Here is a 22,245-nt window from a genome sequence, read left to right as displayed (position 1 = left end):
GCACGGCGGGGCCGCCGCGACCGACTGCTCGGTCACGACCGCCCCGGACGGACGGCACCGGAGGCGGCTACGCGGTCCCACCCCGCTCCCGGCCCACGGCCTCCTCGATGACCCGCTGCCACTCACCGGTCAGCCGGGTCCGCCCGGACAGCTCGGTGGCGATCAGGTGCCTGATCAGCTCCCGGCCGGTCACCGCGTTGCTCAGCATCACCAGGCCGCGCCCGGAGTGCACCCGCATCCAGGTCATCGCCTGGCCGCCGTGGCCGAACTCCAGGTCGCCACCGGTGGTGTCGAGGATGGTGCTCCAGCCGTAGGCGCGGGCCGACTGCGGGGTGAGCATCTCCCGCACCAGCTCGGTCGCCACCAGCCCGCGCTCCCGGCCCAGGTAGCACCGCCGCAGCTCGGCGGCCAGGGCGGCCAGGTCGGCGGCCGTGGTCCAGAGGCCGCCGGCGGCCGGGCCGGAGACCGGCCGTGCAGCACGTCGAGCAGGCTCGGCACCACGTCGTGCCGGTGGTAGCCGTCGAACAGCTTCGGACGGTCGGCGAAGCCGCCCAGGTTCGACTGCAGCATCCGGGCCGTGGCGGGGTGGCATCCGCCTCGACGACCTCGGCTACCCCCACATCGCCGGCCTCGTCCACACCCGACTCGCCCGCGAACGAGGCCGCGTCACCGTCCACCAGATCCTCGCCACCCTCTCCAGCGCACTCGGCGACGCCGTCCGACACCACCGCCTGGCCAGCAACCCCGCCCGGCCAACCGTCATCCCCCGTCCGGCCGCTGCCGAACGCCACATCTGGACAACGACCGAAGCCGTCCGCTTCCTCCGCTACTGCCACGCCGTCGACCCACCCTTCGCCGATCTCATCGAGCTGCTCATCGGCACCGGCATGCGCAAAGGCGAAGCCCTCGCACTCCAACTGGGTCGCCATCTCCCCGCGCGTCGCCACAGCCCTACGCAACCGCGCGGACGACCGAGCCCCGGCAACCACCACCGCACCCGGCGGCGGGCTCGTCTTCCACCGTCCCGACGGCCGACCGCTCCACCCCGAATACGTCCTCAACCACTTCCACGACCTCAGCCGCGACGTCGGCGTCTCCCGCACCACCATCCACGACCTACGGCACCTCGCCGCCACCATCTCGATCAGCGCCGGCGTGCCCCTCACAGTGGTCTCCAAGACCCTGCGGCACTCGACCCTGTCGACCACCGCCAACATCTACAGCCACCTCACGACCCAAGCCGCCCGCGACGCCGTCGACACCACGCCATCGACGGAGTCGACACTCCCCCGGCTCGGATCCCCAAGCCGCGACCACCCAGCGACCACAATCCGCAGCTCCACAACCAACTCACCCTCACCAAGAGGAGGGAAGGAGCAACGAGTTACCAAAACCCTTCCCAGCCGCCGCCAGAGCGCTGCGACCACCATGCGACCACCAGCCGACGGAACAACAGAAAGGCCGCCCCCACCATCCGGTGGAAACGGCCTACGACCTGCGGTTAAGCAAGTCGGGACGACAGGATTTGAACCTGCGACGCCTTGACCCCCAGTCAAGTGCTTCAAGTAGTTTCGGCAGCGGAGATCTCAAGATCTCGGCTTCTTTGTCGCTCAACTGCATTGGAAAGTGCGGGCGTTGAGATCGCAGATGAGGATTGGTCGCCGGTGTAACGTATCGTCAGCGTTCACTTTGTACATAGACGTCCATTATCGCTCATGGGCGCTCATAGGCGCTCACGACGTGTGGTCCCCAAGTGGTCCCCAGAGATCCGGACTGCCTTCAGTTACGGCGAGTAGCGGCAACCCGACGGACACTCAGCAAGCGCCGATCCAGCAACGGCAGTCAGCTCCAGACAACTGCTGGCCGCCTCAGTCATCTTGAGCTGAACGGTGCCCACTACTCACCAGCCACAGAGCGCGGTCTCTCGGCCAGTGCACCGTCGTTGGTACGCCATCGCCCACGCCGACGCAGCAGCCACGAACAGGGTTCGCTGGAGAACGAACCAGTGCGAGCCATGAGTAGGCACCCTCGCACACATGAGGACGCGCTGGGCGGCCTCGGCCACGGTGCGCACTTGCGCCAGCTCCGCCTGCCGCCGCTCGCGCGCCACACAGAAGACCACGGCCAGGCACGACAGCACTGCCAGCGCGAGGATCTGCACCAGCACGTTGCGGGAGGACAGCACATCGAAGTACCAACCGATGAACGCTTGTGCGCCCACGGCCAGCAGGCCGATCAGCGCGGTCAGCCGGGGACCGGCGAACGAGGCGGTGATCGCGGGAGCGATCACCAGCAACGGTCCCAGGTGCACATCGGCCGGCACGTTCAGGTCCACGACCGTGATCGCCGCGATGAGCACGAGCGGAAGCGCCAGCAGTGCATGGCTCGACATCCAGGACTGCCGCCTACCGGGTTCACCAGGCCGGCTCGCCACACCTCCACCCTGCACCCGTTCGCCGGCGGCGGCACCGCCGCAGCCGGGCGGGCCGGTGTTCAGCATCCCCGGCCGCAGCCGGTGTCCAGCTGCGCCCAGACCGCTTTTCCCCCGGCCTGGGGGCTGGCATCCCAGCAGGTGGTGAGCTGGTCGAGGATGCGCAGGCCGTAGCCGCCGGGCTCGCCGGGTACGGGAACCCGGCGCTGCGGCGGCTCGGGATTGTGGTCGCTGATCGTGATGCGCAAGACGCCGGGGCCGATGTCGAGGATGAGTTCGGCAGGACCATGGCCCCCGTGGCGGCAGGCGTTGGCCACGAGCTCCCCGACGACCAGGAGAGCGTCCTCGGCCAGATGCGGCCGGCACAGCGATGACACGAGCAGGTTCCACTGCGCCAGGGCCTGGCGGGTGAAGGCCCGGGCGGCACTGCTGGGGCCGTCGGCGAGAGGTGGGCGAAGCGGCAGGCGCAACTGCCCGTGGTGGGTGGGACGCATCGCATGGTGACCCCGTCTACCGTCGCAGGTTCTTCGACTGCGCGGCTGTGGCGCCGCGATCCGGGTCTAGAGGCTGAGCAGGCCGATGGCGTGGCCGTCGTGGTCGACTACCGGCCATGCGCGCAGGTCGCGGGAGCGCATGGCGGCTGCTGCGGTGGTGGCTGGCATGTCGGCTGTGGCGAAGGGGGCGCGGTCGAGGGCTACGTCTAGCGCTGGATCAGGTCCTTGAGCCGCCCCGGGGTGGCCACCACGATCTCGGCCCCGCGGTTCAGCACCCGTGCCTGCCCGCCGATCGACATCCCGCCCACCACGCTCGCCATCCGCAGCCGCAGGGCGTGGGCGAAGGGCGTGAGCGCCTGGGTGACCTGCTGCGCGAGTTCGCGGGTCGGTACCAGCACCAGCGCCAGCGGGCGGCACGGCTCGGCCCTGCGCCCAGCGGTGCGGGCCAGCAGCGCGAGCCCGAACGCGAGGGTCTTGCCCGAACCCGTCTGCCCGCGCCCCAGCACGTCGCGGCCCGCGAGCGAGTTCGGCAACGTCGCGGCCTGGATGGGGAACGGCACGGTGACGCCCTTGCGGGCCAGGATCGACAGCAGCGCCTTCGGCATGTCCAACTCGTCGAAGGACGTGACGGCCGGCAGTACTGGCGTGGCGCTGACGGGCATCGCGAACTCACCCTGGGCAGAGCCTCCCTGACGGTCGATCCGACTGGAGGAGAGACGGCCAGTCTGGACGGAGCCGACGGGGCGGCGGCGGGCGTCGTGGTGCGGGGAGCGGCTGGAGCGGTTCATGCGGGAAACCTTCCTCGGAGCGGCGCGTCACGAGGAAGACTCGGCCGGCGCTGGGCGTCGGCGAAGACCGCAAGGAAACGGGCCGGGAAATGCGATGGGCAGAGCGTGGACGGGAGAACCGTGCGGCACGCCACCCACTGGCTGCGGCTCACCGCGCAGGGCGGGAGCGGAGAAGCGCGGCTGTGGGGCGTGGCGTGGGTGGAGCGCCGGTCCGAACGCGGCGCCGTGTGTCTCGCGGGGGTGGTGCGGTCGGCCCTGGTGGAGCCGAGAGCTTCCGCTCGGCCCGGTGCGTTGTCGTGCGATGCCAAGGGGCCCGCACTGGCATGTAAGCAGTGCGGGCCCCTCGCTGCCAGGCGGGTGCCGTGGCAGTACTACAGCGGGCGAATGTTCTCGGCCTGCGGGCCCTTCTGGCCCTGCGTGACGTCGAACTCGACCTTCTGGCCCTCGAGCAGCTCACGGAAGCCGTTGGCGTTGATGTTCGAGAAGTGGGCGAAGACGTCGGGGCCGCCACCCTCCTGCTCGATGAAGCCGAAACCCTTTTCCGAGTTGAACCACTTCACAGTGCCATTAGCCATAAAAAAATCTCCTTCAGGGGGCTGTTCGAAGTACGCGGGTCGCGGACTCCGAGTACGCCGCATGGAGACCCCTCCCGGGGAAGAGCCGGGGGAACAAAAAATGCGCCCGCAACACAGGCAGGCGCACACAAAGTTCATGGGAACCACTACTGCAACTAAGACGACCCTAGCAGCCCGGAGCCCGAAACGGCAGGATTTCTTCTCCCCGGTTCCACGCGAGCCGAGCCCCCCAGGGCCTCACCCGCACACCCAGATCAGGGCCAAGTCGCACACCCATAAGGTTACTTGAGGAGAACATCGCCCTCCCGTCGGCGCCTGTCCGCCCCGGTCCCTGTGCTTCGCGACGAGACCGGGGGCAGACAGGTTGACCAGAACGAACGCCCGAAACATGCAGGACAACCACGACTCCAGTGCGACCCGAAATTCCCATACAGCGCCGGGGTGTCCATTTCCCGTTTTCCGGCGCACACTGACGGCAATGAAAAATTTCGCAGCACCTCGCCGCCCCATGCCCACCAGTCCCTTCAAGAGCCGAACGCAGGCCCCGCAGCGCAAGCACTTCGCCATCGGCGACCGGGTCACCCACGACCGATTCGGCCTCGGCCGGGTCATCGACGTCGAAGGTGAGGGCGCCATCGCAGCCCTCGTCGACTTCGGAACGCGCCAGGAACGCCTCACCCAGCCCTACACCGCGATGTACAAGCTCTGACCCCGGCCGCGCCGGTCCTGGCCCGCCGCAGGCCCCGCCAAGCAGGGCGCCAGCGCTCTGCCCGGCGGCCAACCTTCTGGGCAGCCGCTCGAAGGTCGGTGACCGGCGGGCGGCGGCAGCAGAGCCGTGCGATGCGGTCACCCGGGTGCGACAGCGGATTCACCCCGGCACGTCCGGTGCCGGGATTCGATCTTCGCGCTCCCGGGTGGGGCGCGTGGGGGCGTGCGCTAGCTGGGGTGGTCGCGGCGGAGTTCGGCGTTGATGCGCAGGGCCTCTTCGAGCTGGTCTTCGAGGATGGCTGGATGCGGTGCGCCTGGCCGACAGCCGCGTGCCAAAGACGGAGCACTTATCTGTCGGCCCCGAGGAGCTGGAACCCGCTCCTCGTCGGATGGCGAGGCGGCACGTGAGGCCACACGGGAATGATCAACAGGTCCCGGTACTCCCCCAGACCTCCCGCACGTGTAACGGGATGGCGGTGGCGACGATTCTCGAACGGGCTCGGAAATCAATAGAGGAGGGGGGCCTGATCGGTTTCCCTTTCTCGGTAGGCTGCAGGTATGACGGATGACTATCAGCAGCGGGAAGAGTGGCGGGCTGCCTTCGCCCAGCAGGTCATCACCGACTGCCTGGGCCAATGGCTGCGATCGGCCAATGAGGCGGCGGTGGCCGCGGTCGGCTCGGAGCACGCCGCCGAGAGTGCCCGCCTGGCGCGGCAGGCCAAGGACAAATTGACCCGCTGGCGGGAGAAAGGGGACCTCCGCGGCGACACGGCGGCCCGGATCGCCGACGCCGTGGTCGAGAGAATGGAGCACGGCCAGAAGAACTCCCCGCCTCCGGAGGAGCCCGACGAGTCCTTTCCCTGCTTCGACAGCGGCTACCGAGCCGCGGTGACCTGCCAGTGGCTTCGCGACCAAGGCTACGACATCCCCACCTACCCCGGGGGCCCCGAGCTGTGAGCGGGATCCCGCGGACCTGCGCGGACAGCCAGCAGCCGGACCTGTGCAAGAGCGTTCTCCTTGCACAGCCGGAAGTCCGCCGGCTCCCGGTTCCTCCTTCTCGCGGTGTCAGCCCGTCACCTCGCTCACCCCTGTCCGCCTCGTCCCGGCGGATCCAGTCCCGCAGGACCGAATATCTCCATGGGGCGCCGACACAACTCCAATGGCCGATCGCCATCTCCTGAGACCCATCCCGCCGACGGGGTGCGGTCACTCTCTCAACCAGCCTGCCCGCCTGGCGAGTTGACGGCTTCGGAGTATCGCTGCCGACAGCCCCGGGGGAGGCTCCCCGGAATCCCGGGGGAAATATCCACCCGCAGCGAGCCCGGGCCTGCTAGGTTCGAAGTTAGCTGCAGTAGTGGTTCCCATGAACTTCGTATGCGCCTGCTGATGTATCGCAGGCGCATTTTTTGTTCCCCGCTCTTCCCCGGTGGGCGCTCATCACGGCGACTCGAAGCCCGCGCCGTGCGGGCGTCGGGCAGCCCCTTAAAGGAGATTTTCAATGGCTAATGGCACTGTCAAGTGGTTCAATGCGGAAAAGGCTTCGGCTTCATCGAGCAGGACGATGGCGGCGCTGACGTCTTCGCCCACTACTCGAACATCAACGCCAACGGCTTCCGTGAGCTGCTCGAGGGCCAGAAGGTCGAATTCGACGTCACGCAGGGCCAGAAGGGCCCGCAGGCCGAGAACATTCGTCCGCTGTAGTTCATCTGTCAAGACACCCGCCCAGCAGCGAGGGGCCAGCACCGCCTGCTTGATGCCCGGTGCGGGCCCCTCGGCATTGCGCCGTCACGCGCATCCCCGGCCTTCAGCCCCTGGCTCCGCGGTGGCCATCCCCACGCGAGACGCACTGCGTCTCGTCGCCATCGTTCAGGCCGGCCCAGTCGCGGAACGCCACACTTTTGGGGCACGCGCTGCAGGGCGATGCTTCGGCGATCACCCAAGGCCGCGTCTTCGTCCTTAAGAAAGGACTCCATCGTCCCGTAGCGGACGCCCTCTCGGGGACGGAAGGACTCAACCGGATCCGGCACTGCCTGGACGCCTCATGACCGGCCCGAGGCAGTTCCGGGACCACACCGCCGAGGCCCTGGCCGCGACCGTCCGCCGACTCCAGAAGACGCTCGAGCGCACCCGGGCCGAGGCCCGCAGCCGTTCGGCCGTCGACCTCTGGCCACCGGCATCGTCTCCGAACGCTTCGGCGTTCTCCCGGCCGAGGCCGCCGCCCGCCTCGCCGACCTCGCCCGGAAAGCCGACATCCCCGTGGTGTCCCTGGCCGCCGACCTCGCCGGACTGCCCGATGCCGGGCCCGAGCGCCCAACCGCGCCCCGGGAGGCCGCCGCGTCCGTCCCGCCCGCACTCGCCGCCACTGTGGAGGAGTAGGGCAGCAGGGCCATCTCGCGGGCGTTCTTGATCGCCGTGGCCATGGCCCGCTGCTGCTGGACGGTGGTGGGGGTGCCCCCGGCCGAAGGCTGGGGGAGGGTGACGCGGCGGCTGCGGATCTTGCCGCGGTCGGAGATGAACTTCCGCAGGAGGTTGGTGTCCTTGTAGTCGATGTAGGTGATGCCGGCCTCGGTCAGGGGGTCCGGGCGGGGCTTGGCGGGTCGCCCGGCTCCGGTGCGCTTGGCCATGTCGGTACGTCCTTCCGTGGTCAGGGGACTGGGTCGAGCAGGTCCTCGAAGGCGTCCGGCAGGGCCTTCCAGCCGGGCTCCCCGACCAGCAGTTCGGTGTCGGTCAGCAGGCAGGAGTCGAGCAGTTCGGTGATCCCGTCGACGTCGAGCCCCTCTGCTGTGAAGCTGAGTTGCTGTATCCGGTCGCCGTGCAGGGGGTGCCAGTCGAGGGCGGCCGCGGCGCGGCGGGCGGGCGGATAGAGGTCCCAGGTGGCGTCGGGAAGTGAGGCCAGCCAGGGGCCGCACTCCTCGACCGCGAGATTGGCTCCGGCGGCGTCCCAGGCCAGCATCAGGTCGGACCGGTTGGCCAGCCAGAACCGGCCCCGGCTGCGCTGGGCCGCCGGGACGAGTTGCTCCAGTGCCTCGTACAGTCGGGCGGGGTGCAGCGGACGTCGACGCTCCCACAGCAGGGTGGCCACCCCGGCCTCGTCGTGTTCTTGGGGCAGCAGTGCGATTGCCGGGTTGACCCGGTCCCTGGCGGCGGCGACGTCGAAGCCGCCGAGCGCCGCGCGGATCAGCGCTCCGGCGCCGAGTCGCACGATCCTTGCGGTGGAGTGGAGTTGGTGCAGCATCGCGAGCCCGGCCCGCCGTTCGGGGGCGTCCCCTTCGACGTCGGCGCGCGGGACGGCGAGGGCGGTGGCGTACTCGATCTGATGGGCGAGCGCCTCGGCCCGGGTGCGGGCATCGTCAGCGCTGGTGTGCAGACCGTGCTCGGCGAGGTCGTCCGATACGGAGAGTTCGCCGATCAGCCGCAGCGGGTCCACCGCCGTCACCACGCCGGCGAGTTCGACGGAGTCCGCCATACGGCGGTCGCCGACCTCGCCTTCGGCGATCAGCTCGACGACCGGGTGCGGGTCGCTGCCGCCCCAGAGCTCGACGACGACCAGGCGGTGGCGGCCGCGATCGGCGAGGCGCAGCAGCGCGGGGAGGAAGTCCTCGCGCAGGGCGCAGCACGGGCAGTCGTTCGTGAGTGCCGCCGTGGTGCGGCCCGACGTCTCTTCGGCGTCGCGCACTTCGCGGTGGATGATGCTGCGGGAGGCGTCGCGCAGGTCGTGGTGCAGGACGAGCGTGTCGGCGCAGCCGTGGAGCAGTTCGTCGACGGCCCGGCGGCGCTCGTCCTGGTGCAGGCCGGCGACGACCACGACGGGGAGTTTGGTGTGCTCGGGCACGGCGTTCACCAGCTGGACTTGCGGACGCCAGGCAGCTGTCCGGCGTGGGCCATGGTGCGCAGGTTGATCCGGGACAGGCCGAAGGCGCGCTGGTAGCCACGCGGGCGTCCGTCGACGGCGTCCCGGTTACGGACCCGGGTGGCGCTGGCGTCCCTCGGCTGGCGTGCGAGCTCCCGCTCGGCGGTGGCGCGCTCGTCCGGGCTGCTCGCCGGGGAGGCGATGACGCGCTTGAGCTCGGCGCGGCGTTCGGCGTAGCGGGCGACGATCGCGCGACGCTGCTCGTTCTTGGCGATCTTGCTCTGCTTGGCCATCAGACCTTCTCCCCTCGGGCCCGGATCCGGGTGACGGCGGCCTCGATGCCGATCACGTCGACAGTCTTCACGCCCTTGGCGCTGAGCGTGAGCCGGGCGTACCGGCCCTCGCTGGGCAGCCAGTAGCGCTTGCGCTGGATGTTGGGGTCGAAGCGACGCCGAGTGCGCCGGTGCGAGTGCGAGATCGCGTTGCCGAACGCGGGCTTGCGCCCCGTCAGCTGGCAGTGGGCGGACATGACCGACCTCCGTTCGGTGGGCTGTGCGGCACCACACTAGCCTAGATGAAAACGGGTTTCATTTTACTCCAGCAGTCCGACCCCTTCGCCCGGCAGGCGAACCCAGGGCAGGTCCGCCTGCTCGCGATCCCCGCCCGCGGGCCGCCGGAGAGCGGCATGCGGTCGACGGTCCGCCACCGCAGGCGATTTGACATTCCATCACCCCATGGCGACAGTCGAAGACGTTAATGGTTTTCATCTTTGATAAGCTCCGGGGTGCACCCGGCCCGCCTCTGGGACCTGGTCAACCATCGGCTGGACGACGGGGAGTTCGGTACGGTGCTCCGTTCAAAGGGGTTCTTCTGGCTCGCCTCGCGCCCCGACGTCACCGGGCTGTGGTCGCAGGCCGGCTCGGTCGCCCGCTTCGAGCCCTCCGGCATGCGGGCGGCGCTGCCCGGCACTGCCGACTCCGACCAGCTCGCCCAAGGGCAGGAACTGGTCTTCATCGGCACCGATCTGTACAAGGAGAAACTGCGTGCCGCCCTGGGGCAGTGTCTGCTGGACGGCACCGAACCCGCGTCAGCCCCCGAGGCGTGGCAGGCCGACGACCCCTTCCCGGCCTGGGAGGAGTACTGCCCCACCGGGCACGACGTCCACCACGGCGAGCCGACGCGCGACACCGTTCGGGCTGCGAATCGGCAGGTGCGGTCCGGGTGTTGCCTGCCTTCGACGGTCTTGGCGTTCCCCTGCAGGCTGAAGCCCTCCTCGCGCAGCAGGTCGCTGACCGTGTCGGCCGACACCCGGTGCCCCTGGCGGGTCAGCTCGGCGGCGAGGTGGCGGGTGGACTTGGTGGTCCATCGCAGCGGCGACATCGGATCGCCGCGCACATCGGGCTCGACCAGTGCGAGCAGCGCCTCCCGCAGTGCCGGGTCCAGGTCTGCGACCCGCTTACGCCCGCCGCCAGGCCTCCTCACCCGGCCCAGCGGCGGCTCCCCGGAATCCAGCTCGCTCACCCCCAGCGACACCGTCGCCTCGCGGACCCCGGCTGCCCGGGCGAACAGCCTGATCCCACCGTGACCGAGCGACCGCGCCTCCGCCCCCAGTAGCAGGCGATGCTGCCGCTCATCCAAATGCGGTCATTTCACCGCGAACTTCGCCGCCAACACGGCTTGTTGCTCACTCCGAGTGCCCATATCGCAACAACGAACTCAAAACCCGGAAGCTACGGGTTGTTGATCTGCAAGCCCTTATGCTTCTAGTAATTGATTAGTGCCACGGGCGGCGGACGGACGTCGGCTCGCGTACCACCTCGGCGGGGAGGCCGCGTGGTTGGCGTTCGGTCAGAACTGCTTCTCGGTGAACAGGGTGGCGTGCCTCCCCGGGTTGTGCAGGTCGACGGTGGTGCCGGAGAGGCGACTGTCGGCACCGCGGGTTCCGGTGTGGCGGCCGAGCGGGCGAGGGTAAAGCTGATGCTCTGGCCGTCCACGGCGCTCTCCTGGAGCGTCGCAACGGTGTTGCCCGAGGAGGCGCTGCCGTAGCGGCTCCCACCGCCGTCCTGCCGGATGTCCACGTGCACGGTGAAGCCGTTGCTCTGGAAAATGTCGTAGCTGCCGGCGGCGTCGATGGGCAGCAGCCTCATAGTTCGATGGGCAGGTGTCGGGGGCCGCGGAGCATGGCGTTCTGCCGGTACGGGGGTGGGTCCTCGACCAGGCGCGCCGTGCCGAGGCGGGGGATCAGCGCGCCGAGCGCGGCCTGGGCTTCGATGCGCGCGAGCGGTGCGCCGTAGCAGAGGTGGATACCGCTGCCGAAGCCGAGGTGTTCGTTGTCGGGTCGGGTCGGGTCGAAGCGGTCGGGGTCCTGGAACCGCTTGGGGTCGCGGTTGCCCGAGGCGAGCACGAGCTGGACGGACGTGCCTTCGGGGATGGTGGTGCCGGCGACGTCGATGTCGGCGCGGGGGATGCGTTCGCGCATGTGGACCGGGGGCTCGTAGCGCAACAGTTCCTCGACCGCCCGCGGGAGCAGGTCGGGTTCTTTGTGCAGGTGGTCCAGCTGCTCGCGGTGGCGTAGCAGGGTGAGCACGCCGTTGGTGATCAGGTTGACCGTGGTCTCGTGGCCGGCGATGAGCAGTAGCACGGCGGTTTCCGCGAGCTCCTCCTGGCTGAGCCGCAGGGCCGGATCCGGTTCGTTGACGAAGGCGGACAACATGTCGCCGCTCGGCCGGCCGCGACGCTGCTCGGCGAGGTTCACCAGGTACTGGCCCATCTCGACCCGTGCCTGCTCGCCCGCCCTGTTGCGTTCGGTGGAGTCCTCTCCGGGCCTGACATCGGCGGACGCGACCACGGCGTCGGCCCATTCTCGGAACAGCGGCTCGTCCTCGCGCGGCACGCCGAGCAGGCGGCAGATCACCGTGACGGGCAGCGGGTAGGCGAAATCGTCGACGACGTCGATCTGCCGGCCCGCCTGGAAACCCTCCATCAGTTCATCGGTGAGCCGGGCGATCTCGCCGCGCATGGCATCGACCCGGCCCGGGCTGTGCGGCGGGCCGAACGGCCGCATGGCCAGGGTGCGCAGTCTGTGGTGCTCGGGGTCGTCGAGTCGCAGGAACGGCGGCTTGTGTGTCGTCTCGGCACGGCTGCGGGAATCGGCGCTCATCCGCGGGTCGTGGAGCAGAGCGGCGATCTCGTGGTAGGTGCCGACCAGGTAGCTGCCGTCTGCCTGGCGTACCACGGGACCGGCTTCGCGCAGTTCCGCGTACAGGGGGTAGGGGTTGGGGCGGTTGGTGTAGTCGGTGATCCGTTCCAGGAGGGTGTCGGCGGTCATGATGGGGCTCCTCAGGGACGGGCGGAACGGTCAGCCGGTGGGCTTCACCACGGTCAGCCGGCGGTCCGGCAGGTAACCGGTGAGCGCCACGGTGGGGCCGTGGGACAGCCCCTTGGGATCCGGCACATCGGAGGGAACGGGGATCTCGGCCGCGAGGGGGCGGTCCGCCGCACCGGGCGCGGGCGGGAACGGGGCGGCGGTCTCGATCAGGTGCGCGTAGTAGTCGAGCGCCTTGGCCATGTCTACGGTGACCGCGGCGGTGACCCGCCCCTGGTAGCCGTAGACCAACGCCAGACGACGCTCCTCCAGCGAACCCTGCGCGATGACCACGTGGTCGGAGAAGGTGGGCACACCCACCGACTTGATGTTGAGCCCGAACTGGCTAGACCAGAACGTCGGGAGGGCAAGGTGCGGGCGGCGCAGCGGCCCCGGGCTGACCATGTTGTGAGCCGCGACTTCGGCTTGCTCGACCGCGTTGCCCCAGTGCTCCAGGGAGAGCATCTGGTACCCGAACAGCGGGTGCGGGAAGCGGGAGACGTCACCGGCCACGAAGATGTCGTCGGTGACAATCCCGTACATGTTGAAGGCGCGGCACCCGGCGTCGCAGGCGATCCCGCGCGGGCCCGCCGCCAGCCCGGACTCCGCAAGCCACTCCACGTTGCGGACGGCTCCCAGGGCCGCGACGCACACGTCCGCCTCGACGCGGCTGCCGTCGGACAGGTCCGCACCGGTGAAGCTGCCGTTCCCGCGCAGCGCGGTGACCGTCACCCCGGTGCGCAGGTCCACGCCGTGGTTGCGCTGCATGGCGGCCGCAAGCTTCGCCAGCGTGCCGCCGAGCGCGCCCACCAGGGGGGCGGGGCCGCGTTCGGTGACCGTGACCTCGATGTCCCGTTCCCGGCAGGCCGAGGCGATCTCCGAGCCGGTGAAGCCGCCGCCGATCACCAGCACCCGCCGCGGCCCCGCGGCCAGCCGAGCGGCCAGTCCCTCGGCGTCGTCGCGGGTGCGCACGGTGAACACCCCGTCCAGGGCGGCCTCCTGCGGGTTGGGCCAGGGCCGTGCCCGGGTCCCGGTGGTGATCAGCAGCCGGTCGTACGGCAGCGACTCGCCGTCGCCCAGTGTCACCCGTTTCGCGAGCGGGTCCAGGCCGGTGGCGCGTATTCCCAGCCGCCATTCGGCGTCCGGGTCCCGGCGCATCGGCAGCCCGGTGCTGTCCGCCGCCGCGCGGCCGAGCAGCACCTGCTTGGACAGCGGCGGCCGGTCGTAGGGGGGATAGGGCTCATCGCCCACCACGGTCAGTGAGCCGGTGAAGCCCTCCTCGCGCAGCGCCTCCGCGGCCCTCAACCCGGCCAGCGACGCGCCGACGATGACGATACGGCCGTCCCGCAGATCACCGGGCACCGCCGCTCACCTCCTCACCGAGGAGGATGGCCTGGACCGGGCACGCCGCCGCGGCCTGGCCTACGCGCTCCAGCTGATCCTCGGGAACGGCTGGGCCGTACAGCAGCCCCTCCTCCCCGTGCAGCTCGAACACCTGGGGCGCGAGGAATACGCACTGCGCATAGCCCTGGCAGCGGGTGAGGTCCACGACGATCTGCATGGCGAGCCACTCCCTGAGTCGTACGAGCGCCCCCTTCCCTTTCTACGCCCGTGCCGTATCGGGCGCTCGGCCAGCCGCTCCTGCCGGGATCGCCCAAGGAGCGGTGGCGGCAGCCCGCGGGCATTCGTCCGATCGGCATACTCCGCAGCAGCGCAGCGTCGTAGCTCCGCCTGGGCGGTGCCCACCCCGAGGCGGGGGACCTCCCCGACCGTCCATGGCTTCGCAACAGGCAGCGGGCCTGCATCGCCGCGCCTATCATGCAGAGAGGCGGACTACTCCGCGAAGCGAGCGCAGCGGATGGCCAGTGGCGAGGAACTGCAACCCGCTGCCGTCCAGGACCTGCTGGATCAGATAGTGGCCCGGACGGTGGCCGGCATGGGTGCGCACGCGGGTGCGCTCTTTCTGCTCGAGCCCGGCGGTGAAGTCCTGCTCCTGGACGCGAGCACCGGGATGCCCACCGGGTTCGTCAGTCTCCTGCGACGCATGCGCGTGGCCTCCGTGGCCGACGGCCCACTTGCCGAAGCGATACTGCAGCGGCATCCGGTGTGGGTCGGTTCCGGTGCGGAGTTCGCCCGCCGCTATCCCCGGCTGGCCCTGACCTTCCCGTTCGTGGGCGCCGTTGCGGCGGCCCCGCTCGTGGCCGGCTCCCGCGTGTGGGGCGCCATGCTGGTGCTGTTCTCCCAGAAATCGCCCGCGCCGGACGCGCGCGCACAGGGCCGGTTGACCACTGCGGCCCGCTGCATCGCCCTGCTGCTCCAGGACGCCGCCGAGGCCGGGCATCCCTCGCAGCCCGGGCCCGCGGCGCGTCTGCTGCCGCCGACGCCCGGACCTGCTCGACGCGTTCGCGCGCGGCCCGGCGCTTCGCCCGGCCCAGGCCCTGGACGGGGATCCCCCACGAATCCCCGTCCAGGCCCAGCCGCACCACATCCACCCCACGCACGGATGCGCACGCTCGCGTCGAAGTTGCGCCGCTGCGGCAGATATCCGACGGCCGCGTTGCGCTCGCCGGGCGCCGCGCCGAGCACGCGGACCTCGCCGACCGCCGCCGGGAGGATCCCCAGCAGGACCTTGACCAGGGTGGACTTTCCGACCCCGTTGGGGCCGAGCATGGCGGTGAACTCCCCAGCCCCCACGGTCAGATCGACACCCGACCACAGGGTCCGCCCGCCCACGCGCACGGCAGCACCACGCAACGACAGCACCGGCACCCGCTCGTCGCCGGCCTTCAAGGCCCGGGCGGAGGCCCCGCGCAAGCACTTCGCCGTCGGCGACCGGGTCCCCCATGACACGTACGGTCTCGGCCGGGCCATCGGCGTCGAACGCGACATCGTTGTGCTCGTCGACTTCGGGTCACGGCAGGAACGCATCACTCAGCCGTACACCGGGATGTTCAAACTCTGACGCCGGGCGCCGCCAGTCCCGATCGGCCGTCCCGCGCAACTCGCGGACAGGGCACGTCGCCCGGGACGGCTGTCACATCGTTCGGCACGCGCCGTCCAAGCGGCACACGCCCCGATCGAGCACGTTCTGACACTCCCCGCCACACGCCGGCACCCCGCGACATACCCGGCAACCGCCGCGTCGAGCCGCGAGGGCGCGTGCCGGCGCGTCGGACTCCCATCTCATGGCGTCCTGCGTGGCGGCCACGGTCGGAGGGGACCGCGGCGCGCGTCGTGCGGGCCGGCAGTCCGGTTCCCCTCAGGTGTGGTCGCGGCGGAGCTCGGCGTTGATGCGCAGGGCCTCTTCGAGTTGGTCTTCGAGGATGATGATGCGGCAGGCGGCGTCGAGGGGGGTGCCCTGGTCGACGATTTCGCGGGCGCGGGCGGCGATGCGCAGCTGGTAACGGGAGTAGCGGCGGTGGCCGCCGGCTGATCGTTGGGGGGCGATGAGTTTGGCCTCGTCGAGGCTGCGCAGGAAGCCCGGCGTGGTGCCCAGGATCTCTGCGGCCCGGCCCATGGTGTAGGCGGGGTAGTCGTCGTCGTCGAACTTGGTCTCTGCGCTCATGTGGTCCGCCGTGTCGTGGTCGGTGGCGAGGGTGGCCTGTTCCACCAGCACCTTCTTTCTCGGGAAACGGGTCGAGGGCCCCGGCGCTGTTGTGCGCCGGGGCCCAGGGATATGCGGATTCACTGCACCATCTACTGCACTACTGCTGCCGGCTGATTCGCCGGCCTGCGGTGTCCGCGCTGCCCGGGGGAGGGGCAGGATGCGGGGATCGCGTATGCGTGACCGAGGACCACCTCTTCCATGACGTTCCATGTTGATGGCTACTGCGGTGACCGCCCGGCTGGTACTGCGTGCCGTGGCGGGCGATCCGACGGGGTGAACCCTTCCCTTCTCCTCTGGTGTGCATCGTGCGTACTGCGGTACTGCGAACTGCTGGCAACACCCGTCCTGCCGGTACTGCGTGGAGCGAACTTCAGGTACTGCCGGTATTGCGAACTGCCGGGGTGTTGCCGGTGCTGCGATCCTGCGCGTGCGCGACCGCCACCGCCCCGGGCCCCAGGCACAACCGGGCCCTGGGCGCCTGACAGGTCACCCGCCTTCCACCAGGAAGCCCTTTGCCATGGCCGGGCCCCGCGTACTGACGACCTGCACGCCTCCTACATCACTGCTGGTACTGCCAACTGCGGCACTGCCCAGGCAGTTCATGTCTGCCTGCCCTGCGGTCCTGCTCTTCCAACACGAGGTAGATTACACAGACCGCCGCGCAATGTCTACTCTCGCCAACACAGGTTTTCGTGTCTGGGTGCAGGGCTTTATCGAGGTGGCCCCGGTCGGCCGGCGCTGGTGGGATCGTTGACGCCGAGGTGCGGGGTGAGGGCGTCACGCAGGGCGCAGAGGTCGGCGACGGTCGCTCGCTCGGCCAGGCGCGCAAGGAGCCGACGCAGGACTCTTTCGTAGCCGTCGCGGACCGCCTCCACGATTCCGCTGAGCACGGAGGCATCGGCGATCGGGGCGGACTGCTGCATCTCCACTCTCCTTCGCGCCCCGGCGGGGGCGGCGCGTGTGCCGCGTCTGCGCTCTGCGGCACCCCGGTCGGGGTGGGTCACTACCGGCTGGGCGGTGGCCCGGACCTGCGGGGGTCGCTGCGACGGTGTCGTTCAGCGGGTGGGTGCGAGCGCGGTGAGCGCGGCGGCCAGGATGCCGTGGACGGCGGGCGCGGCCGAGCTGAAGGCGAGCAGGAAGCCGAAGACCACGGCGACGCAGGCCGTGAACCCGTTCGCCTGGCGCCGACGCACCAGAATCGCGAGGGCCACGCCGAAGAACACCACAGCCGACACGTTGAGGATCACGGCCGCCCCTCTGCAGTCCGGCGGGCTGCAACCGAACCGCGCCCGGCATCTCTATCGGCCGTCCCACATTTTTCCATGCCGCGATCACAGCTAGTGGAATTGCCGTGCCGCGTCGCGTCAGCCTGCGTCGCGGGTCGGGACGTCCGTGCGGGCGGCTTGCCGCGGGCACTATCCTCTGGTTCATGTCGAACCCTGATGGACTGCTCGTCGACATCGCCGCGATGGTGGAGTCCGAGCGCAGCAACCAGATGCCTTTGACCGTGGTCGTCCCGGGGGCGGTCATCACCGGCCGGCTGGCGCCGGAGAGCCTGTGGAACGAACGGGTGGCCGAAGTCCTCGCCGCCTCCGAGCACTTGAAGCCCTTCGCCGCGCTGTTCTCGGAACCCGCCACCGGCGACGACGTGGCGCCGCCTGTCTCGCGGCCGACGCATCTGCATCTGCATGTCGCCCGCATCCTGCAGGGCAGCTACGGTCTGCCCCACACCGGGGGCATGTACCGCATCGCCATCGCCGACATCAGCAGCTGGACGGTGGGGGACCTCAGCTACTCCGACCAGTGACGCCCCGGCCAGGACGGGTTCGCCGGCGCTGCGGCACCGCGGTCATGATCGATCTCACCGGCGGGGGCATGTTCCGGCCCCGCCCCTTGGCATCGAGCAGCCGCGCGACGGCCCTGGGGCTGAAAGCGTCGACACCCGGGCCGTGGACGGTGTCGGTGGGCAACACCACGATCTCGCCCCGGCACACCGCCGAGACGGCCTCGCCCAGGCCCATGGCACGCTCGGCCGTCACCGAGCCGTCGAAACGCCGCGACATCGCAGTTCTCCGACCTGGCGGGACGTCCCGCTTCTCCTTGCGCGGGGCGGGCCCGACGAGGCTGACCGCGGTCGCGTTGCCCGGCGCCTCCCGCCTTCCAGGACGAGGCCCGCGTCCCCGCTGTGCTGCCGTCGGCCTTTCCGGCCGGGGCCAACCGGCATCGGCCGCGCCAGGAACCTCCAGGTGCCGCGGCGTTACGCGGCCCGATGCGCCGCAGCAGGAACAGCCGGGTCCGGGGCATCCGGGTGTTGTCGGTCACGCAATCGGCAACTCCTCTTCCCCACGCCGGTCACGCGACGCGGTTACCGTCGGCCCAAGGGCGCCTGTGGGGCGGGAAAGCCGTGGGAGCTGTCCCGCCCCACAGGACCGGGCCGGCGGCGCTGCGTCGCTCCTACCTGCGCGCGCCTCTCCCACGGCCCAGGCGCACACCCCCGAACACCAGGGCGGCGACGAACAGCACGGCGCCGATGACGAGCAGCCACAGCAGGCCCTTCACCAGGGCGCCGACGAAGCCGAACACCACCGCGATCAGCAGGATGAACAGGAACAGTGCCATGCCGTTGTCCTCCTCCTTCGACCCGGACGTCAGTCGTTGCGCTTGAGCGCGCCCTTCACCCGGTCGGCGGCGCCCTGTACGGCGTCCTTGACGTCGTCGGCGGCCTGCCGGGCCTTCGACTCCGCCTGGTCGGCCTGGCCCTCGCCCTTGAGTTCCTGGTCTCCGGTCAGGTCTCCGACCTTCTCCTTCGCCTTGCCGGCCAGTTCCTGCGCCTTGTTCGACAGGTCACCCATCGGTTCCTCCCGTGGCCCGTCGGCGGTGCGGCGGCACCGCCCATTCATCACTCTTCGCCCGTCATCGGGGCTTTCATTCCTCCTTCGGCGCGGGCGGCCGCCCATGCGGTGTGGGGTCAGGCGGCGGCGGGAGTGAGGTCGGCGCGGCCGAACAGGAGGGCGTAGCCGCGCGGCAGGTAGGCGAGGAGCCGGGCGGTGAGGTTGGCGCCGGCGAGGTCGGCGAGGGCGGTCAGGACACAGGAGGTGTCCCAGCGGGCCGCGGCGAGGGTGGTGTTGAGGTTGCGGGCGACGGCCTCGACGAAGGCCGGGGCGGTGACCGGTTCGGTGAGGGGGATGGGGGCGACGAAGGCGGCGCGGGCGCTTTCGGGCAGGACGGAGGCGAGAGCGCAGCGTTCGTCGCCGGTGAGCTGGGAGCCGAGTAGGCCCAGGACGGTGTCGAGGACGCGTTCGGCCTGCTCGTCGCTGGTGTAGCGGCCGAGGGTGCGCAGTTGCTGGATCAGGCGGCGGTGGCGGGTCATGGCGGATGGCCTTCCGAGGACGGGCCGCCGCGCGGGTGCGGCGGTCAGGGGTGTCGGCCGGGAACGGCGGGGTGGCCGAAGAGGGTGTCGTAGCCGGGTGGGAGCTGGAGCAGGACCTGTTCCATGAGGTCGTCGCCGGCGGCGTCGGCGGCGGTGGACAGGACGGCGCCGATGTCCCACAGAGCGGTGGTCTCGGTGGCGCCCTCGATCCAGGCGGCGGTGGCGCGCACGAACCGTTCGGGGCTGAGCGGCGCGGCGGCCTGGAGCGGGTTGAGCAGGATCAGGGCGAGGTGTTCGGGCAGGCGGGCGGCGAGGTCGGCGCGGACCTGCCCGATGAGATGGGCGCCGAGCAGGGCGAGCACGACGCGGGCCGCACGCTCCGCTTCCTCGGGCGTGCTGTACTCGCCGCGTTCGCGGACGGTGTCCAGGAACGCTTCCCAGTGGATCGTCACCGTGTTCACCTTCCTCCCGTGTAGGGGGTGGACGGGGCCCTCCCGGTGGCCGGGCCGGGGGCGGGGGCCAGGCGGCGGGTGAGGCCGGTGAGCTTGAGCAGGCGGGCCACGGGGCGGCCGGTGCCGTGCAGGACGAGGCGGCGTCCGCTGTGGTCGGCCTGGTTGCGGGCCTGGACCAGGGCGCCCAGGCCCGCGCAGTCCATGAAGGTGACCTGCGACAGGTCGAGCACCACCACGTGGTGTTCGGCGAGCGCGCGTTCCAGTTCGCAGCGAAGGGCCGGGGCGGTGTCGAGGTCGATCTCGCCGCGCACCCGGACCGTGAACGGGCTCACCAGGTCGGTCATCGCAGGGGCTCGCAGTCCCTCCCGCCCGTCGCGGCGGGCGGGAGAGCGGAAGGGGCGGGAGTGTCCCGTGCCGCCCCTCGGGGGGGATTAGGAGCGGCACGGGACGGTCTGGCCGCGACCGGTCAGGCCTGGATCTGCTTGCGGTCGCCGCTGTGGCTGATCGCGATCTTGCGGGGCTTGGCCTTCTCGGCGACCGGGATCTTCAGGGTCAGCACGCCGGCGTCGTAGTCGGCGGTGATTCCCTCCGGGTCGAGGGTGTCGGAGAGCATGACCTGCCGGGAGAACACGCCGAGTGGGCGCTCCGAGAGCTCCCACTTCACGCCCTCGCCCTCCTGGCGGGGGCGGCGCTCGGCCTTGACGGTCAGCATGTTCCGTTCGACGTCGATGTCGATCGCCTGCGGGTCCACTCCGGGCAGGTCGAAGCAGATCACGTACTCGTCACCGGCGCGGTAGGCGTCCAGCGGCATCGGAGTCGGCCGCGACCAGGTGCCGGTCGTGTTCAGGAACTGCTGGGTCAGCCGGTCCAGTTCGCGGAACGGGTCAGTGCGCATCAGCATTGCGAAACACCTCCACTGATCGATGGGTGCCAGTGCGCTTCACCTGACACTGTTGTAGCACGTCATCGGCTGAATGACAAAGGCCGCCTGTCATCCTTAGAATGACGCCATGAGTACGAAGCCGCCCAACCCCGGCCCCCGCACCGGGCCGGTCTCCTTCCTTGCCGCCGCCACGGCACTCGCCTCCATCGACGACGCCGTCCGCACCGCCCGCACACCCCCCACCGGCACCCAGGACCCCGTGGAGGACGGCGCCGAACAGGCGCTGGCCGCCCTGGTCCTGCTGCGCGAGCTGCGCGCCCAGCTCGCCGGCTGGGAGGTTCCGCTGGTCGAGGCTGCCCGCGCCGGCGGCGCCACCTGGGCCGACCTCGCCCGCCCCATGGGCGTCGCCAGCCGCCAGGCCGCCGAGAACCGCTACCTGCGCCTGCGCCCCACCGGCACCACCTCGCCCGGGGAGACCGGAGCCGAGCGCGTCAAGGCCGTACGCGACCGACGCGCCGCCGACCGCGCGGTCAGCGCCTGGGCCCGCGACCACGGCGCCGCCCTGCGCGTCCTGGCCGCCCAGATCACCGCCGCCTCCGGCCACCCCCCGGCCGCCGAGCCGGCGCTGACCGCACTCACCACCGCCCTCGGCGCCGCCGACCCCGTCGACCTCATAGCCCCTCTGGCCGACATGCGCCCCCACCTCGCCACCGTCCACCCCGATCTCGCCAGCCGACTCGACGACCTCACCCGCCAGACCGACCGACTCCGCGATGACAGCGACCAACGACGCGCCTGACCCCCACACCACCGGCCCAGACCGGTGGCAGCCCATCCTCCAGAAGATGGCAGACCTCGAAACCCGGGTCCGCACCCTGGGCAACGCGACCACCGCCGCCCTGGACACGCACCTGGCCCGACTCGATGCCCTGCACCACCAACTGGCCCACCCCGCCTGGCCTCATCACGAGGCAGCCACGAACCCGGCCGGAGCCGCGCAGCAGCACCAGCGCCCCGCTGGGCAGCCCGCCGCCCCGTCGGCGTGATCAACACCCTTCCCAGCACGGCAGGCAGAATGACGGTTCGGCAAGTGAGTTGGCTTGCACCAATCAGGGAGGGAGGGATTCGTGACCCGTTACAGCATCGACCCCGGCCGACGTGAACCGATTGCCACCTGGGGGAAGAGCGAAGGCAACCTCGCCGCCCGCATCGCCGCACTTCCCGCCGAGGTCGACACCGTCACGCTTCCGGGTCCGGCCTGTCCGTCACCCAGCTGTCGGATGCGGCATGGCGCACCTACACCCACCCGGCCAGCGCCACCGGCTCCCTGGGGCCCAAATTCCGAAATTCCGAGGGCTGGCGCCGCGAGCAGAAACGCGGGCACCTCGGCGAGGTCGCCGACGCAATCGCAAGCCGAACGTGCCGAGCGCCGGCTCCATGATCGCCTCCTACAGCCCCTGCTCGAATCCGTCCACCGCATCGGCCGTGCCCTCCACGAACTCGACGACCACAAGCTCACGACAGCCGTCCTTACCGACCGCGCGCAGCAGGCCGCCCTCCTCAGCCGCGAGCCGCACCCGACGTGCTGGCCACCGCCCGCGCGAGGCCCGTTCGGCGGACGGCCGCGTCGTCACCGACGTCCTGGCGACCGAGGCCGGTGGCAGACGGATCAGCCGGGAGGCCCAGCGTTCCGCCAGCCCGACTGCGCTTGCGCAGGTGTCGT

General features: G+C 70.6%; 27 protein-coding genes and 8 pseudogenes. 9 read left to right on the top strand and 26 right to left on the bottom strand.

What is annotated here, in order from left to right; all coding sequences use genetic code 11:
• Positions 1-67: 67 nt before the first annotated feature.
• Positions 68-592, bottom strand: coding sequence for a serine hydrolase (locus ACIRRH_RS24420; protein WP_403071079.1), 525 nt, complete (start codon positions 590-592; stop codon positions 68-70).
• On the opposite strand from ACIRRH_RS24420, the gene ACIRRH_RS24415 reads away from it, so the two are divergent.
• On the top strand, positions 505-1,545 hold the full coding sequence (locus ACIRRH_RS24415) for a tyrosine-type recombinase/integrase (RefSeq protein ID WP_403071076.1): 1,041 nt from the start codon (positions 505-507) through the stop codon (positions 1,543-1,545). The genes ACIRRH_RS24420 and ACIRRH_RS24415 overlap by 88 nt on opposite strands.
• Positions 1,546-1,900: 355 nt before the next feature.
• Here ACIRRH_RS24415 and ACIRRH_RS24410 read toward each other — a convergent pair whose 3' ends face one another.
• From ACIRRH_RS24410 to ACIRRH_RS24390, 5 genes and pseudogenes are all read right to left on the bottom strand, one after another.
• Positions 1,901-2,392, bottom strand: coding sequence for a hypothetical protein (locus ACIRRH_RS24410; RefSeq protein ID WP_403071073.1), 492 nt, complete (start codon positions 2,390-2,392; stop codon positions 1,901-1,903).
• 101 nt (positions 2,393-2,493) lie between these two features.
• The gene (locus tag ACIRRH_RS24405; RefSeq protein WP_403071070.1) at positions 2,494-2,925 is read right to left on the bottom strand and encodes an ATP-binding protein; all 432 of its coding nucleotides are present in this window, start codon (positions 2,923-2,925) and stop codon (positions 2,494-2,496) included.
• A gap of 66 nt (positions 2,926-2,991) precedes the next feature.
• A pseudogene (locus tag ACIRRH_RS24400) lies at positions 2,992-3,105 on the bottom strand (CBS domain-containing protein); the annotation flags it as partial.
• Between the two features lie 29 nt (positions 3,106-3,134).
• Positions 3,135-3,713 (bottom strand): annotated as a pseudogene (locus ACIRRH_RS24395) (DEAD/DEAH box helicase); the annotation flags it as partial.
• Between the two features lie 371 nt (positions 3,714-4,084).
• On the bottom strand, positions 4,085-4,288 hold the full coding sequence (locus ACIRRH_RS24390; RefSeq protein WP_344640564.1) for a cold-shock protein: 204 nt from the start codon (positions 4,286-4,288) through the stop codon (positions 4,085-4,087).
• Positions 4,289-4,766: 478 nt separating this feature from the next.
• Between ACIRRH_RS24390 and ACIRRH_RS24385 the strand changes: the two genes are divergently transcribed.
• From ACIRRH_RS24385 to ACIRRH_RS24375, 3 genes and pseudogenes are all read left to right on the top strand, one after another.
• Complete coding sequence (locus ACIRRH_RS24385; RefSeq protein ID WP_403071067.1) at positions 4,767-4,997, top strand: hypothetical protein; 231 nt, start codon at positions 4,767-4,769, stop codon at positions 4,995-4,997.
• 557 nt (positions 4,998-5,554) lie between these two features.
• A complete protein-coding gene (locus ACIRRH_RS24380; protein ID WP_403071064.1) occupies positions 5,555-5,953 on the top strand; it encodes a hypothetical protein in 399 nt (132 codons plus the stop codon).
• A gap of 541 nt (positions 5,954-6,494) precedes the next feature.
• Positions 6,495-6,697 (top strand): annotated as a pseudogene (locus ACIRRH_RS24375) (cold-shock protein).
• Between the two features lie 665 nt (positions 6,698-7,362).
• On the opposite strand, the pseudogene rpsR reads toward ACIRRH_RS24375, so the two are convergent.
• From rpsR to rpmB, 4 genes and pseudogenes are all read right to left on the bottom strand, one after another.
• Positions 7,363-7,620, bottom strand: a pseudogene (rpsR, locus tag ACIRRH_RS24370) (30S ribosomal protein S18); the annotation flags it as partial.
• 20 nt (positions 7,621-7,640) lie between these two features.
• A complete protein-coding gene (locus tag ACIRRH_RS24365) occupies positions 7,641-8,828 on the bottom strand; it encodes a CobW family GTP-binding protein (RefSeq protein WP_403071061.1) in 1,188 nt (395 codons plus the stop codon).
• A gap of 5 nt (positions 8,829-8,833) precedes the next feature.
• Positions 8,834-9,139, bottom strand: a complete 306-nt coding sequence (gene rpsN, locus ACIRRH_RS24360) for a 30S ribosomal protein S14 (RefSeq protein ID WP_403071058.1) — start codon at positions 9,137-9,139, stop codon at positions 8,834-8,836.
• On the bottom strand, positions 9,139-9,375 hold the full coding sequence (gene rpmB / locus ACIRRH_RS24355) for a 50S ribosomal protein L28 (RefSeq protein WP_403071055.1): 237 nt from the start codon (positions 9,373-9,375) through the stop codon (positions 9,139-9,141). Before rpmB ends, rpsN begins: the two co-directional genes overlap by 1 nt.
• A gap of 258 nt (positions 9,376-9,633) precedes the next feature.
• On the opposite strand from rpmB, the pseudogene ACIRRH_RS24350 reads away from it, so the two are divergent.
• A pseudogene (locus tag ACIRRH_RS24350) lies at positions 9,634-9,987 on the top strand (GTP-binding protein); the annotation flags it as partial.
• 59 nt (positions 9,988-10,046) lie between these two features.
• Here ACIRRH_RS24350 and ACIRRH_RS24345 read toward each other — a convergent pair.
• The 4 genes and pseudogenes from ACIRRH_RS24345 to ACIRRH_RS24330 all read right to left on the bottom strand — a co-directional run.
• Positions 10,047-10,484, bottom strand: a pseudogene (locus tag ACIRRH_RS24345) (ISAzo13 family transposase); the annotation flags it as partial.
• Between the two features lie 505 nt (positions 10,485-10,989).
• Positions 10,990-12,174: a cytochrome P450 gene (locus ACIRRH_RS24340; RefSeq protein ID WP_403071052.1), complete on the bottom strand. Its 1,185-nt coding sequence runs from the start codon at positions 12,172-12,174 to the stop codon at positions 10,990-10,992.
• Positions 12,175-12,204: 30 nt separating this feature from the next.
• Positions 12,205-13,572, bottom strand: coding sequence for an NAD(P)/FAD-dependent oxidoreductase (locus tag ACIRRH_RS24335; RefSeq protein WP_403071050.1), 1,368 nt, complete (start codon positions 13,570-13,572; stop codon positions 12,205-12,207).
• Positions 13,562-13,771, bottom strand: coding sequence for a ferredoxin (locus ACIRRH_RS24330; protein WP_403071047.1), 210 nt, complete (start codon positions 13,769-13,771; stop codon positions 13,562-13,564). Before ACIRRH_RS24330 ends, ACIRRH_RS24335 begins: the two co-directional genes overlap by 11 nt.
• Before the next feature lie 297 nt (positions 13,772-14,068).
• Between ACIRRH_RS24330 and ACIRRH_RS24325 the strand changes: the two are divergent.
• A pseudogene (locus ACIRRH_RS24325) lies at positions 14,069-14,467 on the top strand (GAF domain-containing protein); the annotation flags it as partial.
• Here ACIRRH_RS24325 and ACIRRH_RS24320 read toward each other — a convergent pair.
• The 4 genes from ACIRRH_RS24320 to ACIRRH_RS24305 all read right to left on the bottom strand — a co-directional run bounded on the left by ACIRRH_RS24320 (position 14,350) and on the right by ACIRRH_RS24305 (position 17,064).
• Positions 14,350-14,880, bottom strand: a complete 531-nt coding sequence (locus ACIRRH_RS24320; RefSeq protein WP_403071332.1) for an ATP-binding cassette domain-containing protein — start codon at positions 14,878-14,880, stop codon at positions 14,350-14,352. The pseudogene ACIRRH_RS24325 and the gene ACIRRH_RS24320 sit on opposite strands and share 118 nt — an antisense overlap.
• A 589-nt stretch (positions 14,881-15,469) precedes the next feature.
• Positions 15,470-15,775, bottom strand: coding sequence for a MerR family transcriptional regulator (locus ACIRRH_RS24315; RefSeq protein ID WP_403071329.1), 306 nt, complete (start codon positions 15,773-15,775; stop codon positions 15,470-15,472).
• Positions 15,776-16,527: 752 nt separating this feature from the next.
• The gene (locus ACIRRH_RS24310; protein ID WP_403071044.1) at positions 16,528-16,740 is read right to left on the bottom strand and encodes a hypothetical protein; all 213 of its coding nucleotides are present in this window, start codon (positions 16,738-16,740) and stop codon (positions 16,528-16,530) included.
• 132 nt (positions 16,741-16,872) lie between these two features.
• Positions 16,873-17,064, bottom strand: coding sequence for a hypothetical protein (locus tag ACIRRH_RS24305; RefSeq protein ID WP_403071041.1), 192 nt, complete (start codon positions 17,062-17,064; stop codon positions 16,873-16,875).
• A gap of 182 nt (positions 17,065-17,246) precedes the next feature.
• Between ACIRRH_RS24305 and ACIRRH_RS24300 the strand changes: the two genes are divergently transcribed.
• Entirely contained in the window at positions 17,247-17,624 is a 378-nt protein-coding gene (locus ACIRRH_RS24300) for a hypothetical protein (RefSeq protein WP_403071038.1), read from the top strand.
• A gap of 55 nt (positions 17,625-17,679) precedes the next feature.
• Here ACIRRH_RS24300 and ACIRRH_RS24295 read toward each other — a convergent pair.
• The 7 genes and pseudogenes from ACIRRH_RS24295 to ACIRRH_RS24265 all read right to left on the bottom strand — a co-directional run.
• Positions 17,680-17,880, bottom strand: a pseudogene (locus ACIRRH_RS24295) (L-threonylcarbamoyladenylate synthase); the annotation flags it as partial.
• A 391-nt stretch (positions 17,881-18,271) separates the two neighbouring features.
• Positions 18,272-18,436 carry a hypothetical protein gene (locus tag ACIRRH_RS24290; protein WP_403071035.1) on the bottom strand — a complete coding sequence of 55 codons (165 nt, stop codon included), beginning with the start codon at positions 18,434-18,436 and terminating at the stop codon, positions 18,272-18,274.
• A gap of 29 nt (positions 18,437-18,465) precedes the next feature.
• Entirely contained in the window at positions 18,466-18,669 is a 204-nt protein-coding gene (locus tag ACIRRH_RS24285) for a CsbD family protein (protein ID WP_403071032.1), read from the bottom strand.
• Between the two features lie 116 nt (positions 18,670-18,785).
• Complete coding sequence (locus tag ACIRRH_RS24280) at positions 18,786-19,187, bottom strand: DUF2267 domain-containing protein (RefSeq protein ID WP_403071029.1); 402 nt, start codon at positions 19,185-19,187, stop codon at positions 18,786-18,788.
• 44 nt (positions 19,188-19,231) lie between these two features.
• Entirely contained in the window at positions 19,232-19,639 is a 408-nt protein-coding gene (locus ACIRRH_RS24275) for a DUF2267 domain-containing protein (protein ID WP_403071026.1), read from the bottom strand.
• Positions 19,640-19,644: 5 nt separating this feature from the next.
• Positions 19,645-19,983, bottom strand: a complete 339-nt coding sequence (locus tag ACIRRH_RS24270; protein ID WP_403071023.1) for an STAS domain-containing protein — start codon at positions 19,981-19,983, stop codon at positions 19,645-19,647.
• A gap of 122 nt (positions 19,984-20,105) precedes the next feature.
• Positions 20,106-20,540, bottom strand: coding sequence for an Hsp20/alpha crystallin family protein (locus ACIRRH_RS24265; protein WP_403071011.1), 435 nt, complete (start codon positions 20,538-20,540; stop codon positions 20,106-20,108).
• Positions 20,541-20,649: 109 nt separating this feature from the next.
• Between ACIRRH_RS24265 and ACIRRH_RS24260 the strand changes: the two genes are divergently transcribed.
• On the top strand, positions 20,650-21,321 hold the full coding sequence (locus ACIRRH_RS24260) for a type III effector protein (protein ID WP_403071004.1): 672 nt from the start codon (positions 20,650-20,652) through the stop codon (positions 21,319-21,321).
• A 46-nt stretch (positions 21,322-21,367) separates the two neighbouring features.
• The gene (locus tag ACIRRH_RS24255; RefSeq protein WP_403071001.1) at positions 21,368-21,568 is read left to right on the top strand and encodes a hypothetical protein; all 201 of its coding nucleotides are present in this window, start codon (positions 21,368-21,370) and stop codon (positions 21,566-21,568) included.
• A gap of 402 nt (positions 21,569-21,970) precedes the next feature.
• Here ACIRRH_RS24255 and ACIRRH_RS24250 read toward each other — a convergent pair whose 3' ends face one another.
• Positions 21,971-22,156: a hypothetical protein gene (locus ACIRRH_RS24250; protein ID WP_403070998.1), complete on the bottom strand. Its 186-nt coding sequence runs from the start codon at positions 22,154-22,156 to the stop codon at positions 21,971-21,973.
• Between the last annotated feature and the right edge of the window lie 89 nt (positions 22,157-22,245).

Origin of the sequence: Kitasatospora sp. NPDC101235, assembly GCF_044767505.1 — a bacterium.
Taxonomy (GTDB): domain Bacteria; phylum Actinomycetota; class Actinomycetes; order Streptomycetales; family Streptomycetaceae; genus Kitasatospora.
The sequence above is the reverse complement of the archived record's forward strand: the minus strand, read 5'-3'. Positions and strand labels throughout refer to the sequence as shown.

Coding starts and splice junctions, on each gene's coding strand:
- ACIRRH_RS24270 (WP_403071023.1), bottom strand. CDS start 19,983: ATGACCGACCTGGTGAGCCCGTTCACGGTCCGGGTGCGCGGCGAGATC.
- rpsN (WP_403071058.1), bottom strand. CDS start 9,139: ATGGCCAAGCAGAGCAAGATCGCCAAGAACGAGCAGCGTCGCGCGATC.
- ACIRRH_RS24320 (WP_403071332.1), bottom strand. CDS start 14,880: ATGCTCGGCCCCAACGGGGTCGGAAAGTCCACCCTGGTCAAGGTCCTG.
- ACIRRH_RS24280 (WP_403071029.1), bottom strand. CDS start 19,187: ATGACCCGCCACCGCCGCCTGATCCAGCAACTGCGCACCCTCGGCCGC.
- ACIRRH_RS24340 (WP_403071052.1), bottom strand. CDS start 12,174: ATGACCGCCGACACCCTCCTGGAACGGATCACCGACTACACCAACCGC.
- rpmB (WP_403071055.1), bottom strand. CDS start 9,375: ATGTCCGCCCACTGCCAGCTGACGGGGCGCAAGCCCGCGTTCGGCAAC.
- ACIRRH_RS24380 (WP_403071064.1), top strand. CDS start 5,555: ATGACGGATGACTATCAGCAGCGGGAAGAGTGGCGGGCTGCCTTCGCC.
- ACIRRH_RS24330 (WP_403071047.1), bottom strand. CDS start 13,771: ATGCAGATCGTCGTGGACCTCACCCGCTGCCAGGGCTATGCGCAGTGC.
- ACIRRH_RS24310 (WP_403071044.1), bottom strand. CDS start 16,740: ATGCAGCAGTCCGCCCCGATCGCCGATGCCTCCGTGCTCAGCGGAATC.
- ACIRRH_RS24405 (WP_403071070.1), bottom strand. CDS start 2,925: ATGCGTCCCACCCACCACGGGCAGTTGCGCCTGCCGCTTCGCCCACCT.
- ACIRRH_RS24300 (WP_403071038.1), top strand. CDS start 17,247: ATGTCGAACCCTGATGGACTGCTCGTCGACATCGCCGCGATGGTGGAG.
- ACIRRH_RS24390 (WP_344640564.1), bottom strand. CDS start 4,288: ATGGCTAATGGCACTGTGAAGTGGTTCAACTCGGAAAAGGGTTTCGGC.
- ACIRRH_RS24410 (WP_403071073.1), bottom strand. CDS start 2,392: ATGTCGAGCCATGCACTGCTGGCGCTTCCGCTCGTGCTCATCGCGGCG.
- ACIRRH_RS24385 (WP_403071067.1), top strand. CDS start 4,767: ATGAAAAATTTCGCAGCACCTCGCCGCCCCATGCCCACCAGTCCCTTC.
- ACIRRH_RS24315 (WP_403071329.1), bottom strand. CDS start 15,775: ATGAGCGCAGAGACCAAGTTCGACGACGACGACTACCCCGCCTACACC.
- ACIRRH_RS24265 (WP_403071011.1), bottom strand. CDS start 20,540: ATGCTGATGCGCACTGACCCGTTCCGCGAACTGGACCGGCTGACCCAG.
- ACIRRH_RS24260 (WP_403071004.1), top strand. CDS start 20,650: ATGAGTACGAAGCCGCCCAACCCCGGCCCCCGCACCGGGCCGGTCTCC.
- ACIRRH_RS24420 (WP_403071079.1), bottom strand. CDS start 592: ATGCCACCCCGCCACGGCCCGGATGCTGCAGTCGAACCTGGGCGGCTT.
- ACIRRH_RS24255 (WP_403071001.1), top strand. CDS start 21,368: ATGGCAGACCTCGAAACCCGGGTCCGCACCCTGGGCAACGCGACCACC.
- ACIRRH_RS24285 (WP_403071032.1), bottom strand. CDS start 18,669: ATGGGTGACCTGTCGAACAAGGCGCAGGAACTGGCCGGCAAGGCGAAG.
- ACIRRH_RS24290 (WP_403071035.1), bottom strand. CDS start 18,436: ATGGCACTGTTCCTGTTCATCCTGCTGATCGCGGTGGTGTTCGGCTTC.